The sequence below is a fragment of the Streptomyces sp. NPDC031274 genome, from assembly GCF_055570235.1.
In genome coordinates this window covers 233,765-248,532 of the sequence record NZ_JBVIHP010000013.1, presented here as the reverse complement: position 1 = coordinate 248,532, position 14,768 = coordinate 233,765, and the positions used below count along the sequence as shown (strand labels likewise).

Genomic DNA, 14,768 nt, shown 5'->3' with positions numbered 1-14,768 from the left:
GGGTTTGTGGTTGGTTGAGTGCAAGGGTTTTACAAACGGGGGGGAGGGGACCCATGCCGGGTTGGGAAGGCGACAGCGGCCCCCCCCCGAAGGGGACGGCCCCGCTGCCTCAGTTCACTCGCTCAAGCGTCGGCGTCAGCCGTTGCGCTTCCAGCGCGGCTTGTCGTCGCGGCGGCCGAAGGAGCCGGTGCCGGTGCCGGAGCGGTCGCGGTTGAACGCCGGGCGGTCGTGGCCGCCGGAGCGGGCGCCGCCTGCGGGGCGGTCGTCGCGACGGTCACGGTTGAACGGACGGTCGCTGCCGCGGTGGCCGCCGGAGGGGCGGTCGTCGCGGCGGAAGCCGGAGCCGCCACCGGAGGGACGGTCGTCACGGCGGTCGCCGCCACGGAAGCCGCCCGACGGACGGTCGTCACGGCGGAAGCCGGAGCCACCGCCACGGTTGTCGTCACGGCGGTCACGGTTGAAGCCGCCACCGGAGGGACGGTCGTCACGGCGGAAGCCGGAGCCGCCACCGCGGTTGTCGTCACGGCGGTCACGGTTGAAGCCGCCACCACCCTCACGGCGGTCGCCGCCACGGAAGCCGGAGCCACCGCCACGGTTGTCGTCACGACGCTCGAAGGAACGGCCACCGCGGTCGTTGCCACGGTCGTTGCCGCGGTCGCGGTTGAAGCCGCCACCACCCTCGCGACGGTCGCCACCGCGGAAGCCGGAGCCACCGCCACGGTTGTCGTCACGACGCTCGAAGGAACGGCCACCGCGGTCGTCACGGCGCTCACGCTCGTAGTTGCCACGGTCGTCGCGCTGCGGACGGCGCTCCTCGCGGGCGGCGGCGACGGGCTGCTCCGGGACGGAGGCAGCCGCCTCGACGACGGCCTCGGCGGCGGCGGTGGCCTCGGCGACCGCGGTCTCCGGGTCGTCGCCACGCTCGCGGGCGGCACGCGCGGTGAGGCGCGAGGCCTCCTCGCGCAGCTCCGTCGCGCGGCGGGTCGCGCGCTCCAGCTCCTTGGTGAGGTCCTTGACCTCACGCTCGGCCTGGGTCGCGGCGTTGCCCGCGGAGTCGGCCTGCACCTCGGTCATCGAACGGGCGCCGGTGATCTCGGCGACCTCCGGGTCGAAGGTGCCGCCGCCGTTGATGATGTGACGCCCGGCCTCGACGCCCGCGTCCTCCATCAGACGGAAGATCTGACGGCGCTGGTGCGGCAGGGACAGCGAGACGACCGTGCCGGAGCGGCCCGCGCGAGCCGTACGGCCCGAGCGGTGCAGGTAGTCCTTGTGGTCACCGGCCGGGTCCACGTTCAGGACCAGGTCGATGTCGTCGACGTGGATGCCGCGGGCGGCGACGTCGGTCGCGACGAGCGCGTTGACGTAGCCCTTCTTGAAGTCCTCAAGAACGCGCGTACGAGCGCCCTGCGTCATGCCGCCGTGCAGCGCGTCGGCCTTCACACCGGACTCGCAGAGCTGCTCGGCGATGCGGTCGGCGCCCAGCTGGGTGCGGACGAAGATGATCGTGCGGCCCTTGCGCGCGGCGATGGCGGCCGTGACGGGCGCCTTGTCGCGGGGCTTCACGATCAGGATGTGGTGCGACATGGTCGTGACGTTGCCCTGGGCGCTGTCGACCTCGTGCGTCACCGGGTTGGTCAGGTAGCGCTTGACCAGCGTGGAGATCTCGTTCTCCATCGTGGCCGAGAACAGCATGCGCTGGCCGTCGGACGGAACCTGGTCGAGCAGCTCGGTGACCTCGGGCAGGAAGCCCAGGTCGGACATCTGGTCTGCCTCGTCGAGCACCGCGATCTGGGTGTTCTCCAGGGAGCAGGCGCCGCGGCTGATGATGTCGCGCAGACGGCCCGGCGTGGCGACGAGGATGTCGACGCCGCGCTCGAGGGCGTAGATCTGGTTGCCCATGGACGTACCGCCGCAGACGACCTTCATCTTCAGGCCGAGCACGTCGCCGTACGGCTGGAGCGCGTCCGCGACCTGCATCGCGAGCTCACGGGTCGGGGTCAGGATGACGCCGCGGGGCTTCTTCTTCTCGGTGCGGCCCTCGGACGCCAGCGTCGCCAGCATCGGGAGGCCGAAGGAGAGGGTCTTGCCGGAGCCGGTGCGGCCACGGCCGAGGATGTCCTTGCCGGCCAGGGCGTCCGGGATGGTCGCGGCCTGGATCGGGAAGGGGGCGGTCACGCCGTTCTGGGCGAGCTTGCGGACGATGCTCTCGGGCAGACCGAGGTCGCCGAAGGTGGGACCGGTCTCGGTGTCTTCGTCGGCCGCTTCGGCCTTGTTGTCGGCCTCGTCGGCCTCGACGGCCTTGTTGTCGGCCTCGTCGGCCTCGACGGCCTTGTTGTCAGCCTTGTCGTCGGCCTTGACGGCCTCCGCAGCAGCCGCGGTCTCGACTACGACCTGCTCGGCGGCTTCCACGACGTCTGCGGCCTGGACGGTCTCGACGACCTCGGCGACGGTCTCGACCGTCAGCTCGTCGGTGTCGGTGGTCGTCTCGTTCTCGGGCAGGACGGCGTGGTCAGAATGAGAAATGGACATGCGAAATGCGAAACCTTCCGGAGTCTCGGCACGCGCCCGTCAACTCCGTGATTTCGCAATGGACCGCCTCTATGCGGTCAGCCACGGCAAGGGAGAGTACGCGCCACGCGGCGCTCTTCTTTTTCGGCGCCGGGCAAATGGGATCAAACGATCTACCACCATACGCACCCAACCCCCCGGAAGGCAAACCACACCCTCCAGGACACCTTGGATTGCGCACCCCGCAGCTCGTCTCACCTGCGACGAAGCAGGTTTGGGACAGGGGCTGGATCGTTCTCTACAAGGGATTGTTCCCCGTCCTGCCGAGTCTTAAGCGGGCCCGGCCTGCGGCGAAGGCTCCCGCGCCCTGAGTTCCTGCGACCGCTCCCCCAGCTGCGCCCCCGGGTTCGGCTCCTCGTGCGCCGACGACGAGGGCTCCGGAGTGGGCTCAGGAGTCGGGGTCGGCTTCGGGGGATCGGGCGTCGGCGTGGGGCGCGGCGGGTCGGGCTTGGTCCGCGTGGGCGAGGGCCGTCCGTCCTTCGTCGGCGGGGCCGGGTCGCCGCCGCCCCGGGACGCGGACGCCGAGGCCTGGGCGGCATCGGAACCGGAATCGCCCGACTTGCCCGACCGCCCCTTGCCCTTCCCTTCGCCCTTGCCGCCGCCCTTGCCCTTGGTCTTGCCGTGCTTGCCACCCTTGGCGTCGCCGCGCTCGGCGTCACCGCCGGCGGCCGATTCACCGCCCGCGGTGCCACCGCGGCCGTCCGGGGCGGCCGCCGCGCTGCGCCCGCCGGGGGAGTGCGCGGGGCCGGGCCCGCCGCCCCCGTCGTCACCGATGCTCATGCAGCCCGCGGTCGCCATGACGGCCACGGCCGCCGCGGTCCACCGGACAGGAACGTACAACTGGCGCACGGCCGAGCACCTCCGAGGCGCTGAGAAGCGGGGACGTACTACCCAACTCCCTTGCCGTGCAAGAGGACACGCACCGCGACCGCCGTGCGAGAGGACACACACCGCGCCGCCCGACCGTCAGCCGTATCCCAGGGCGTGCAGGCGCTCGTCGTCGATCCCGAAGTGATGTGCGACCTCGTGCACCACCGTGATCTCGGTCTCCGCGACGACCTCCTCGCGCGACGCGCACATGCGCAGCGTCGGCCCCCGGTAGACCGTGATCCGGTCGGGCAGCACGCCCGCGTACCACTCGCCCCGGTCCGTCAGCGGAGTCCCTTCATAGAGCCCGAGCAGCTCGGGATCCTCGGCGGGAGGTTCGTCCTCCACGAACACCGCCACGTTGTCCATCAACCGCGTCAACTCGGGAGGAATCCGGTCGAGCGCCTCGGCGACCAGTTCCTCGAACTCTTCCCGCGTCATCTCCAGCACACCCCCATTGTCGGCCACCGCCCCGCATAGCCGCCTCTCCCCCTGGGCATACCGGACCAATGGCCCGCGACTTCCGTGCGCTCGCCGCCCTCGCACGCCACTATCGATCCCGCCACCCCCACCCGGTCGGCGAGCTCGTCAGCCCTCCCCATCCGTACGGCCGCGCCGCGGGCCTGGTCGCGGTCGTCCTGTTCGGCGCCTGGCTCGGCCTCCTGATCGTGGGGAGCGTGCACGCGCCGGTCGGCCCGATGGACACCCGGATGACGCTGCGCCCCTCGCTCACCGGCGGCACGAAGATCAACGTCTCGCCGCTCGGCGACCTCGAACTGCGCTCGCACATCGCCCCCATCCGCCTCGACGTGGACGTGAACCGCCTGGACCCGGTCCGCTCCCAGGCCCTGGTCGACCACCCCGAACGGCTCTCCGGCCTCCAGGACGAGGTGGCCAAGGACGTCGGACACGGCACGCTCGACCTGGCCGTACGCTCCTGCGCGGCCGTCGTCGCGGGCGCCACGGGGCTTGGGCTCGCGGTCTACCGGCGTCCGCGCCGGGCCATGGCGGCGGGCGGGCTCGCCCTGGCGCTGCTCGCCGCGTCGGGCGCGGCGGCGTACGCGACGTGGAACCCCAAGTCGGTCCTCGAACCGAAGTTCTCCGGTCTCCTCAGCAGCGCGCCGTCGGTGGTCGGCAACGCCCGCAACATCGTCAGCGAATTCGACGTGTACCAGCAGGAACTGGCGCGCCTGGTCACCAACGTGACGAAGCTGTACGACGCGACGTCGACGCTTCCCGCGTACCAGCCGGACCCGTCCACGATCCGCGTCCTGCACGTCTCGGACATCCACCTGAACCCGGCGAGCTGGAAGATCATCGCCTCGCTCGTCGAGCAGTACGACATCAACGTCATCGTCGATTCCGGCGACACGATGGACCACGGCAGCGCGGCCGAGAACGCGTTCCTCGACCCGATCGAGGACCTGGGCGCCCCGTACGTCTGGGTCCGGGGCAACCACGACTCGGCCACCACCCAGCGCTATCTGCAGCGGATCCGGAACGTCCACGTCCTGGACGAGGGCAGTGCGGTGTCGGTCGCGGGGCTGCGGTTCGCGGGGACGGGCGATCCGCAGTACACCCCGGACCGCTCGGTGCGGGCGGAGGGCGAACCCGTCGAGAAGATGGCGGGCATCCGGCTCGCCTCCGCCCTGCGCGACCAGCAGGGGGCCGGTACTCCCGTCGACGTCGCCGTCGCGCACAACCCTGACGCGGCGCGGGAGACGGACGGCGAGGTGCCGCTGGCCCTCGCGGGGCATGTGCACCACCAGGAGATGGAGGTCATGAAGCGGGGTACGCGGCTGCGCATCGAGGGGTCCACGGGAGGGAGCGGGCTGCGGGCGGTGGAGGGCAAGTACCCCGATCCGGTCGAGGCGTCGGTCCTCTACCTGGACCGGGACACCCGGCGCCTCCAGGCGTGGGACGAGATCAGACTGGGCGGGCTCGGACTGACGAAGGCGGAGGTCAGCCGCCATCTGCCGAAGGAGAACCAGCCCGGCGCGACGCCCTCGCCGGCCCCTCCGAGCCGGTCCTCGAAGAGCGGTGGCCCGGCCCCCCGATAACCGTTTTGGCGATAGCTCCCCGCATCCCATATGCTTCTCACGTCCCCGACGCGCTGCAAAGCGCCCAGGTGGGCCCTTAGCCCTCATCGTCTAGTGGCCCAGGACGCCGCCCTTTCAAGGCGGTAGCACGGGTTCGAATCCCGTTGGGGGCACGCTTTGCTCTGTGCAATGTTCGATTTGCACAGATCTTGGTCCTGTGGAGCAGTTTGGAGTGCTCGCCACCCTGTCAAGGTGGAGGCCGCGGGTTCAAATCCCGTCAGGACCGCTTGCAGATCACCTCGGTGAACTGCGTGGCTGGGTAGCTCAGTTGGTACGAGCGATCGCCTGAAAAGCGATAGGTCGCCGGTTCGATCCCGGCCCCAGCCACCAGAGTGAGAACGTCCCGGACGGCATGCCGTCCGGGACGTTCTCGTTGCATTCCCGAGCAAAGGCCCACCCGTGGCGGGCCCGCCGTCACGGACCGGCCCGCCTCAGGAAGTGTCGGCAACCCTCCCTATCGGCCTGGTGCCCTACTCCCCACTCGGCTGCGGCTTCCTCACCGGCCAGGTCAAGCCCGCGAGCGAGTACCCCGCGGACGACATGCGCAGCTGGGACGAGCGCTGACAGGGCGAGAACTACACCCGTCCACGGGCAACGCGGAGTCGTTCAAGCAGCGCACCAGCCCGTCTCTGGGCCTCAACAGCCGCCCGGACAACATCCGTACGGTGTCGGCAGAGGCCGATTCAACGAGCAGCCGAAGTTTCGGAGTGTGATCCTGCAACCGGGAAATCTGATGCCTGGGAGCTGGCCGCCGTATCCTGATTTCATCCGGGAAGGAGCCGTTGATGAGTGTTGACGCGATCGTGCAGACCGAGTTCCCCGAGGGATACGCGGTCTTCTTCGGTGCCGATGGGAAGGTGATCATGACTCCGCAGAGCGAGGAGCACTCCAGCACGATCCGCTCGATGCAGATCGACTCCCTCGCGCTGGGGCGTCATGCCAAGGTCACCTCCGACGTGTACCTCGATTTCCCGGCCGACGAGAACTCCGCTCCGGATCTGGCGATCCTGCGGGAGGACGCGCAGAAGCAGGGCAAGCGCTACAGCTTCGAGGACGTGCTGCTGATCTCCGAGGTCGTCTCGACCTCCTCAGCCCGCAAGGATTACGACGACTGCACCGCCAAGTACGGCCGCTACGGCATCCCTGTCTACGTGATCGTGGACCCGTACGCCGCCGAGGTCGTCGTACACACTCAGCCCACCGGCAGCGGCTACGTCGCGGCGCACACCCACAAGTACGGCACAGGCAAGCTTCCCATCGAGCTGGCCGACGGGCGGACCTACACCCTCGACCTGGACGAGCTGCCACAGCCCGATTCAGGGGCAGCGAACCGCCCCTCCTGACCTGGTCAGATTTCGCGTGCAAATGCGGTGCGGCCCGTGCTGACATGTCAGTACGGGGGCAGGAGCGAGACGGATCGAGCAGGGCGCAGGTGGATGAAAGCAGGGCCCTTTGTCCCGATTCTTCGACGTTTCCGCAGTTCAGGGAGGTAAAGCTTTCGGGTTCGAATCCCGTTGGGGGCACGCAACACCTTGTGCGAGACTAGTGCTCGCACAACGCTTGGTCCTGTGGAGCAGTTTGGAGTGCTCGCCACCCTGTCAAGGTGGAGGCCGCGGGTTCAAATCCCGTCAGGACCGCTTGCAGATCACCTCGGTGAACTGCGTGGCTGGGTAGCTCAGTTGGTACGAGCGATCGCCTGAAAAGCGATAGGTCGCCGGTTCGATCCCGGCCCCAGCCACCTCTCCGAAGGCCCCGCCCACTGGACGGGGCCTTCGCCGTTCCCCATCGCCTGAGAAGCGGCAGGTCGCCGGTTCGATCACAGCGCGCCGGCCGCTCACCCCGCCGCCGGAACCGCCGCATGCGCCGCCGCCTTCTCCCTGCCCCCAGGGTGCCGGTGGCGCCATACCCAGAACACCGCGCTCGCGAGCACCGCCCACCCCGCGAGCACCAGGAACGGGAACGCGTGCTGGTGACCGCCGAAGTACACCGCCGTGTGCTGCGCGTTCACCGATGCCCCGGGTGGCAGCCAGCGGCCGATGTGGCCGAGTACCGAAGGCAGCAGCGGCCACGAGACCGCCCCGCCCGACGACGGATTGCCGAGCAGCACCATCAGGCCCCACGTGGGAATCATTGCCCAGCGCCCGAACAGCGTGTTGAACATCGAGAACACCATGCCCGACGTGAACATCGTCAGCGCCAGGATCAGCCACGACTCCACGAACGGCAGATCCACCGCCCCCAGCCACCAGTCCACCACCGCCGCGATCACGAACCCGCCGAGCAGCGCGTAGAGCACCGTGAAGCCGATCCGCTCCGCGGGATTCAGGCCCCGCGCGTGCACGCTCAGCTGGATCGCCCCGACGAAGCCGATGATCACCGCAGCCAGCGAGATGTAGAAGATCGCGAGCCCCCGCGGGTCACCCTCCTGGAGCGGCTTGATGTCCTTCACCGTCACCGGCACCCCGACCTTCTCGCCCACCTTCGGCGCGGTCTCCGCGAGCACCTGGGCGACCGATGCCCCGGAGGCCCCCGAGACATCGAAGGTCACCTTGCTGCCGGACTCCCCGCCGCCCGGGGACACCGCGAGGATCGCGAAGACCTTCTGCTCCTCCACGGCGTCACGCGCCGCGGCGACGCTGCCGTACTCGTGGATCTCCAGCGAAGCGTTCAGCGCCTTCTCCATGCCGCCGAGAAACGCCTTCCCCCGCGTGGCGTCCTGCGCCCCCACCACTGCCGTGGGAACGCGGTGCGGGGTCGGGTCCGCCATGGAGTACGTGTACGAGCCCGCGAAGAGCCCCGCCGCCGCGGCCAGGATGAACACCAGCACGATCGCGGGCAGGAACGGCGACTGCTTGAACGCCTGCCACCGCTCGCCCCGGGTGGGAGTCCGCCCGTGGGCGCCGTGCTGGTGCTCTTCGCGCTCGGGCCGGTCGGGCCGGTCGCTCCGGTCGGGCTCCTGCTGAGGGTGAGACATATAAGTACGCTAAACCACTCAAAGCGGACTCACCCTCGCTCACCCTCGCTCGGCTTCACTCAGCCCGCTCAGCCCGCTCAGCCCCTCTCGGCCTCCACGGAGCCACGCCCTCTCCGCCGCCACCCCCGCACCGCAAGCCCCACGCCCACCAGCGCCACCACCCCGACAAGCAGCACCGAGTCCGGCACGGCCCGGCCCACACCCCCCGCCCACCGCTCCACGGCGAACGAGTCATCGACATCGAGCAGCCCCGGCAGCGCGGTGGTCCCGTCGTACGCGAGGAAGAGCGCACCGAGAGCCACGAAGAAGAGGCCCGACAGGAGCGAGGTCGTGTGCAGTTCGAAGCGGCCGACCCGGAACGCGCGCCCCCGCAGCCAGCGCCGCCGCCCGAGATCGAAGCGCTCCCAGAGCAGCGCGAGCACGAACAGCGGCACCGCCATCCCCAGCGCGTAGACGGCGAGCAGCAGCCCTCCGTAGACAGGGCTGCCGCTCACCGCCGCCACGGTCAGCACACTCCCCAGGATCGGCCCCGCGCAGAAGCCCGCGAGCCCGTACACCGCCCCCAGCGCGTACACGGAGACCGCGGTCGTGGGCCGGATGCGCCCCGAGAGCTCGGCCATCTTCCGCGAGGCGAACCCCATGCCCACGACCTGCAGCACCCCGAGCGCGATGATCAGCCACCCGGCGACAAGGACCAGCTGGTCCCGGTGCCCGAAGAAGAACCGCCCGGCGACCGAGCCCGCCGCGCCGAGCGGCACGAGGGTCGTCGCGAGACCGGCGTAGAAGATGCCGGTCCGGGCGAGCAGCCGCGAGGTGGAGTCGATCGAGTACGCGAAGAAGGCAGGAAGGAGCAGGGCGCTGCACGGGCTCACCAGGGCGAGAAGACCACCCAGGAACGCCGCGAAGTACCCCACATCGGCGGTCACTTCTTCCCGCCCTTGCCCGCACTCTCAGCAGCCTGCTCGATCGCCTGGTCGAAGACCTGATCCGGCTGCGCACCGGAGATGGGCCGCCCGTTGACCAGGAAGGACGGGGTCGACGTGGCCCCCAGGCCGTACGCCTCCTCCTGGTCCTTCTTCACGGCCGCCTTGGCGCCGGCGCTTCCCGCGTCATCCGAGAAGCGGCCGATGTCCTTGACCCCGGCCTCCTTCGCGAGCTCCTTGAGCCGGTCGCCCCCGAACCCCTTCTCCTTGGAGCCCTCCGCGTACGCGGCCTCGTGGAACTGCCAGAAGCGCCCCTGCTGACCTGCGGCCCACGCGCCCCGCGCGGCCGACTCGGAGTCCGCGCCGAAGATCGGGAAGTTGCGCCACTCGATGCGCAGGGTGCCCTCGTCGACGTACTTCTTCACCAGGCCGGGCTCGGTGTCGCGGGCGAACTTGCCGCAGTAGCCGCACTTGAAGTCGGCGTACTCGATGAGTACGACCGGCGCGTTCGCGCGCCCCTGGGCGAGCGGGTCCTTGGCGTCGCGCCTGGCGAGCTTGGCCAGCTCCGGGTAGACCCCGGCCTGCGGATCGGCGGAGACGTCGGCGGCGGGCTCCTCCTTCGCGGTGACGGATGAGGGCTCGTCGGGCTTGGTGGCGCTGTAGGAAGCGGCGCCGAGCAGCAGGGCGGCGACGGCCACTCCGGCTCCGATGGCGAGGTTCCTCTTGCCGGACTTGCTGGGGTTGCTGGACTTGCTGGGGTTGCTGGGCTTCTTGGGCATGGCTGTGCGCTTCTCCTGTTGCGTACGTCGTTGATCAAGGGACCCCTGGCTGAAACAGCGCAGACAGCTGAAACAGCTGAGAGAGCTGAGAGAGCTGAGACAGGGGTCTCCTAGACGCGCAGAACGGAGAGTTCTATCGGCGACGGCGGCGCGAGCGCGGGTGGCGCGCGGTCCGGCGTGACGGCGAGCACGGCCTGGTCGGCGCCCCAGGTGCCGGTCGCCGCGTGGGCCTCGTACAGAGCGGGGAGCAGTTCATGTGCCGAGCTGGGGCGCGGCGGCGCCATCGGACGGCCCCCGTCGTCCTGCTGCCCGCCCTTGCCGCAGCCGGGCACGCTGTCGGCCTCGTGGACGAACGACGTCGCCGCGGCTCGCGGCTGCTGCGCCGAAGCAGTGGACGCGACGGCGGTGGACGCGACGGTGGCGGGCGCGCAGAACGCCCCGAGCACGACGAGCAGCACCCCGAGCAAGGGGCACCACGACAGACGCGCACGCGACAACATGCCCGGAATCGTACGTCCCTGGGCGCCCCGCCAGATAAATCGGTTCGCCACCTCCGAGCGGCGGGTGAGATCCTGGACGCCGTATGTCTACGCAGCCTGCCCTCACCCTCGACGCCCTCGCCCCCCGTCTGTCCGAGCTGTCGCTGCGCGACGAGCACCGGATCGGCCGCCGGCTCGAGGGTGCGCGCCGGATCCGCAAGCCCGATGCCCGGGCCACCGTCCTCGCCGAAATCGCGGCGGACGTGGACAAGGCAGCGGCACGGATGGCCGAGCGGGGCAGCCGTCTGCCCAAGATCACGTATCCCGAACAGCTCCCGGTCAGCCAGAAGAAGGACGACATCGCCGAGGCGATCCGCGACCACCAGGTCGTGATCGTCGCGGGCGAGACGGGCTCCGGCAAGACGACGCAGATCCCCAAGATCTGCATGGAGCTCGGCCGCGGCCTGCGGGGCATGATCGGCCATACGCAGCCCCGCCGTATCGCGGCCCGCACGGTCGCCGAGCGCGTGGCCGACGAGCTGAACACCCCGCTCGGCGAGGCCGTCGGCTGGAAGGTCCGCTTCACGGACCAGGTGGGCGCGGACACGTACGTGAAGCTGATGACGGACGGCATCCTGCTGGCCGAGATCCAGACGGACCGTGAGCTGCGCGCGTACGACACGATCATCATCGACGAGGCCCACGAGCGGTCGCTGAACATCGACTTCCTGCTCGGGTATCTGGCCCAGCTGCTTCCCAAGCGCCCGGACCTGAAGGTCGTCATCACCTCGGCGACCATCGACCCCGAGCGGTTCTCCAGACACTTCGGGGACGCCCCGATCGTCGAGGTCAGCGGCCGTACGTATCCCGTCGAGGTGCGTTACCGCCCGCTCCTCGAAGAGGATTCGGAGGACAGCGACCGCGACCAGATCACCGCGATCACGGACGCCGTCGAGGAGCTCCAGGGCGAGGGCAAGGGCGACATCCTCGTCTTCCTCTCCGGAGAGCGCGAGATCCGGGACACGGCGGACGCGCTGAACAAGAAGAACTACCGCTTCACCGAGGTCCTCCCCCTCTACGCACGCCTCTCGCACGCCGAGCAGAACCGTGTATTCCAGCAGCACACGGGGAGACGCGTCGTCCTCGCGACGAACGTCGCCGAGACCTCCCTGACCGTCCCGGGCATCAAGTACGTCATCGACCCGGGCACGGCCCGCATCTCCCGCTACAGCCACCGTACGAAGGTGCAGCGGCTGCCCATCGAGGCGATCAGCCAGGCAAGCGCCAACCAGCGCAAGGGCCGCTGCGGCCGTACGTCGGACGGCATCTGCATCCGCCTCTACTCGGAGGACGACTTCGTCGCGCGCCCCGAGTTCACGGACGCGGAGATCCTGCGCACCAACCTCGCGTCGGTCATCCTCCAGATGACGGCGGCCGGTCTCGGCGAGATCGAGAAGTTCCCCTTCATCGACCCGCCGGACCACCGCAACATCCGCGACGGCGTGCAGCTCCTCCAGGAACTGGGCGCGCTCGACCCCACGCAGAAGGACCCGAAGAAGCGCCTCACCCCTCAGGGCCGCAAGCTGGCCCAGCTTCCGGTGGACCCGCGCCTGGCCCGCATGGTCCTCGAGGCCGACAAGAACGGCTGCGTACGCGAGGTCATGGTGATCGCCGCCGCGCTCTCCATCCAGGACCCGCGCGAGCGCCCCGCCGAGAAGCAGACGCAGGCCGACCAGCAGCACGCGCGCTTCAAGGACGAGACCTCCGACTTCCTGGCCTTCCTCAACATGTGGCGGTACATCCGCGAGCAGCAGAAGGAGCGCGGCTCGTCCTCGTTCCGCCGGATGTGCAAGGCGGAGTACCTGAACTTCCTGCGGATCCGCGAGTGGCAGGACATCTACACGCAGCTGCGTACGGTCGCCAAGCAGATGGGGATCAACCTCAACGAGGACGACGCCCCCGAGCAGCAGGTGCACGTGTCCCTCCTCGCCGGGCTCCTCTCCCACATCGGGATGAAGGACGTGAAGGACGGCGCGAAGAACGAGTATCTGGGCGCCCGTTCGGCGAAGTTCGCGGTCTTCCCGGGCTCGGCCCTCTTCAAGAAGCCCCCGCGCTTCATCATGTCGGCGGAGCTGGTGGAGACCTCCCGGCTCTGGGCCCGCGTCAACGCGAAGATCGAGCCCGAGTGGGTCGAGCCGCTCGCCCAGCATCTGCTCAAGCGCACGTACAGCGAGCCGCACTGGGAGAAGGACGCGGCGGCCGTGATGGCGTACGAGAAGGTCACGCTGTACGGCGTCCCGATCATCGCCCAGCGCAAGGTGAACTACGGGCGCATCGACCCCGAGGTCTCCCGCGACCTGTTCATCCGCAACGCGCTCGTCGAGGGCGACTGGCGCACGCACCACAAGTTCTTCGCCGCCAACCGGCGCCTCCTGACCGAGGTGGAGGAGCTTGAGCACCGCGCACGGCGCCGCGACATCCTCGTCGACGACGAGACGCTCTTCGACTTCTACGACCAGCGGGTGCCCGCGGACGTCGTCTCCGGCGCACACTTCGACTCCTGGTGGAAGAAGAAGCACCGGGAAGAGCCCGAGCTGCTCGACTTCGAGCGCTCCATGCTCATCAATGAGCGCGCGGGGGACGTGTCGAAGGAGGACTATCCCGATACGTGGCGGCAGGGGCCGCTCAAGTTCAAGGTGACGTACCAGTTCGAGCCGGGCGCGGACGCGGACGGCGTCACGGTCCACATCCCGCTCCAGGTCCTGAACCAGGTCACGGCGGACGGCTTCGACTGGCAGATCCCGGGTCTGCGCGAGGAGGTCGTGATCGAGCTGATCCGCTCCCTGCCCAAGCCGATCCGCCGGCACTACGTCCCCGCGCCCAACTACGCGAAGGCGTTCCTGGAGCGCGCGGTCCCGCTCCAGGAGCCGCTGCACGTGACCCTCGCCCGTGAGCTCCAGCGGATGGTGGGCGTACCCGTCTCGCCGGACGACTTCGACCTCACCCGCGTACCGGACCACCTGAAGATCACGTTCCGGATCACCGACGAGCGGCGCAAGAACCTCTCCGAGGACAAGGACCTGGAGGCGCTCAAGCTCCAGCTCCGCCCGAAGGCCCGCAAGGCCCTCTCCCAGGCGGCCGCCGCGACGGCCGAGCGCAGTGGCGGCGCGGCCGTCGAACGCTCCGGGCTCACGGACTGGTCCATCGGCTCCCTCAGCCGCGTCTTCGAGACGCGTCGCGCGGGCCAGCCGGTGAAGGCGTACCCCGCCCTCGTGGACGACGGCTCCGCAGCGAACACCGTCTCCGTACGCCTCTTCGACACGGAGGCCGAGCAGCAGCAGGCGATGTGGAAGGGCACGCGCCGCCTCATCCTGCGCAACATCCCCGTGAATCCGGCCAAGTTCGCGTCGGACAAGCTGACCAACGCCCAGAAGATCGCCCTGTCCGCGAACCCGCACGGCTCCATCCAGGCGCTCTTCGCCGACTGCGCGATGGCCGCGGCGGACAAGCTGATCGGCGACTTCGGCGGTCCCGCCTGGGACGAGGAGTCCTACCGCAAGCTGTACGAGAAGGTGCGCGCCGAGATCGTCGACACGACGGTCCGCACGGTGAGCCAGGTCCAGCAGGTCCTCGCCGCCTGGCAGGCCTGTGAGCGCCGCCTGAAGTCGACGAAGAGCCCGACGCTGCTGCCCAACCTCACGGACGTCCGGGCGCAGTTGGACGCCCTCGTCGGCCCCGGCTTCGTCACCGCCACGGGGATCCGCCGCCTGGCGGACCTGATGCGCTACATGGTGGCCGCCGACCGGCGCCTCCAGCAGATGCCGACGAACGTCCAGCGGGACACGTCGCGCATGGAGAAGGTCCACGAGATGCAGGACGAGTACGCCTGGCTCCTGGAACAGCTCCCGCAGGGCCGCCCCGTCCCCCAGGAGGTCCTGGACATCCGCTGGATGCTGGAGGAGCTCCGCGTCAGCTACTTCGCCCACGCGCTGGGCACGGCGTACCCCGTCTCGGACAAGCGGATCGTGAAGGCGATCGACGCGGCCGCACCGTGATCACCCCGGCACCCTGGGTGAGTT

General features: G+C 69.7%; 10 protein-coding genes, 5 tRNA genes and 1 pseudogene. 9 read left to right on the top strand and 7 right to left on the bottom strand.

Going from position 1 to position 14,768, the window contains the following annotated elements:
• Positions 1-135 precede the first annotated feature (135 nt).
• From ACZ5CR_RS22370 to ACZ5CR_RS22360, 3 genes are all read right to left on the bottom strand, one after another.
• Complete coding sequence (locus ACZ5CR_RS22370; RefSeq protein WP_468859950.1) at positions 136-2,529, bottom strand: DEAD/DEAH box helicase; 2,394 nt, start codon at positions 2,527-2,529, stop codon at positions 136-138.
• Between the two features lie 309 nt (positions 2,530-2,838).
• Positions 2,839-3,417 carry a hypothetical protein gene (locus ACZ5CR_RS22365; protein WP_468859948.1) on the bottom strand — a complete coding sequence of 193 codons (579 nt, stop codon included), beginning with the start codon at positions 3,415-3,417 and terminating at the stop codon, positions 2,839-2,841.
• 117 nt (positions 3,418-3,534) lie between these two features.
• Positions 3,535-3,885 (bottom strand): metallopeptidase family protein, encoded by a 351-nt coding sequence (locus tag ACZ5CR_RS22360; protein ID WP_389915095.1) that lies wholly within the window; start codon positions 3,883-3,885, stop codon positions 3,535-3,537.
• A gap of 59 nt (positions 3,886-3,944) precedes the next feature.
• Here ACZ5CR_RS22360 and ACZ5CR_RS22355 point away from each other — a divergent pair, with 59 nt between their 5' ends.
• The 8 genes and pseudogenes from ACZ5CR_RS22355 to ACZ5CR_RS22320 all read left to right on the top strand — a co-directional run bounded on the left by ACZ5CR_RS22355 (position 3,945) and on the right by ACZ5CR_RS22320 (position 7,272).
• Positions 3,945-5,495 carry a metallophosphoesterase family protein gene (locus ACZ5CR_RS22355; protein ID WP_468859946.1) on the top strand — a complete coding sequence of 517 codons (1,551 nt, stop codon included), beginning with the start codon at positions 3,945-3,947 and terminating at the stop codon, positions 5,493-5,495.
• 79 nt (positions 5,496-5,574) lie between these two features.
• A tRNA-Glu gene (locus tag ACZ5CR_RS22350) sits at positions 5,575-5,647 on the top strand.
• Between the two features lie 38 nt (positions 5,648-5,685).
• Positions 5,686-5,760 (top strand) — tRNA-Asp (locus ACZ5CR_RS22345).
• Between the two features lie 27 nt (positions 5,761-5,787).
• A tRNA-Phe gene (locus ACZ5CR_RS22340) sits at positions 5,788-5,864 on the top strand.
• 120 nt (positions 5,865-5,984) lie between these two features.
• Positions 5,985-6,095: pseudogene (locus tag ACZ5CR_RS22335) on the top strand (aldo/keto reductase); the annotation flags it as partial.
• A gap of 224 nt (positions 6,096-6,319) precedes the next feature.
• A complete protein-coding gene (locus ACZ5CR_RS22330; protein ID WP_468859944.1) occupies positions 6,320-6,877 on the top strand; it encodes a Uma2 family endonuclease in 558 nt (185 codons plus the stop codon).
• Positions 6,878-7,096: 219 nt separating this feature from the next.
• Positions 7,097-7,171: transfer RNA gene (locus tag ACZ5CR_RS22325), tRNA-Asp, on the top strand.
• Between the two features lie 27 nt (positions 7,172-7,198).
• Positions 7,199-7,272: transfer RNA gene (locus ACZ5CR_RS22320), tRNA-Phe, on the top strand.
• A gap of 96 nt (positions 7,273-7,368) precedes the next feature.
• On the opposite strand, the gene ACZ5CR_RS22315 is transcribed toward ACZ5CR_RS22320, so the two are convergent.
• From ACZ5CR_RS22315 to ACZ5CR_RS22300, 4 genes are all read right to left on the bottom strand, one after another.
• Positions 7,369-8,508, bottom strand: coding sequence for an ABC-2 transporter permease (locus ACZ5CR_RS22315; RefSeq protein ID WP_468859942.1), 1,140 nt, complete (start codon positions 8,506-8,508; stop codon positions 7,369-7,371).
• Positions 8,509-8,585: 77 nt separating this feature from the next.
• A complete protein-coding gene (locus ACZ5CR_RS22310) occupies positions 8,586-9,434 on the bottom strand; it encodes a cytochrome c biogenesis CcdA family protein (RefSeq protein WP_468859940.1) in 849 nt (282 codons plus the stop codon).
• A complete protein-coding gene (locus tag ACZ5CR_RS22305; RefSeq protein ID WP_468859938.1) occupies positions 9,431-10,210 on the bottom strand; it encodes a DsbA family protein in 780 nt (259 codons plus the stop codon). Before ACZ5CR_RS22305 ends, ACZ5CR_RS22310 begins: the two co-directional genes overlap by 4 nt.
• Positions 10,211-10,320: 110 nt before the next feature.
• The gene (locus ACZ5CR_RS22300) at positions 10,321-10,710 is read right to left on the bottom strand and encodes a hypothetical protein (protein WP_468859937.1); all 390 of its coding nucleotides are present in this window, start codon (positions 10,708-10,710) and stop codon (positions 10,321-10,323) included.
• An 83-nt stretch (positions 10,711-10,793) separates the two neighbouring features.
• On the opposite strand from ACZ5CR_RS22300, the gene hrpA reads away from it, so the two are divergent.
• Positions 10,794-14,744, top strand: a complete 3,951-nt coding sequence (gene hrpA / locus ACZ5CR_RS22295) for an ATP-dependent RNA helicase HrpA (RefSeq protein ID WP_468859935.1) — start codon at positions 10,794-10,796, stop codon at positions 14,742-14,744.
• Positions 14,745-14,768: the final 24 nt, after the last annotated feature.